Annotated in this window: 1 protein-coding gene; it reads left to right on the forward strand. The window is 70.9% G+C overall.

Translation table 11 applies throughout. The features are described 5' to 3' along the window. Window positions 1-169 precede the first annotated feature (169 nt). Window positions 170-550 (forward strand): glycerophosphodiester phosphodiesterase family protein (locus tag LPA54_RS35950; protein WP_267487976.1); only part of this gene is annotated, 381 nt, incomplete at its 3' end.

Below are 550 nucleotides of genomic sequence, written 5' to 3' on the forward strand. Positions count from 1 at the left end.
GGTCGAACGACTATCCGGCAAAGAAACACGTCCTTGCCCCAGGTGTGTGGCACCGGTGTGCGGAGTTCAGGGGCCGGCGTTCAGTCCGTGGCCATCCCGCACCCGTCTCGCGTTGACCCTCTGCTGTCACAGTGGTTCTGACCGTGACCGTTCGACGCGAGGAGTACACATGCACGTACGCGCTGTTGCCGCCTCGACCACCGCGCTTGCGGGAGCCGCCGTCCTCCTGCTCCCGCTCGCCCCGGCCCGGGCCGCCGAGGGCGCCGCGCCCGCACCCGTGGTCGTCGCGCACCGGGGCGCCTCCGGGTACGCGCCGGAGAACACGCTCGCGGCCGTCGACAAGGCGGCCGCCCTGGGCACCGAGTGGGTGGAGAACGACGTCCAGCGCACCAAGGACGGCGAGCTCGTCGTCGTGCACGACGACAGCCTGCAGCGCACCACCGACGTCGAGGAGGTCTTCCCCGACCGTGCGCCGTGGAAGGTGAAGGACTTCACCGCCGCCGAGATAGCCCGCCTGGACGCGGGCAGCTGGTTCGACCCGGAGTACGCG

Origin of the sequence: Streptomyces sp. DH12, assembly GCF_020873895.1 — a bacterium.
Lineage (GTDB): Bacteria > Actinomycetota > Actinomycetes > Streptomycetales > Streptomycetaceae > Streptomyces.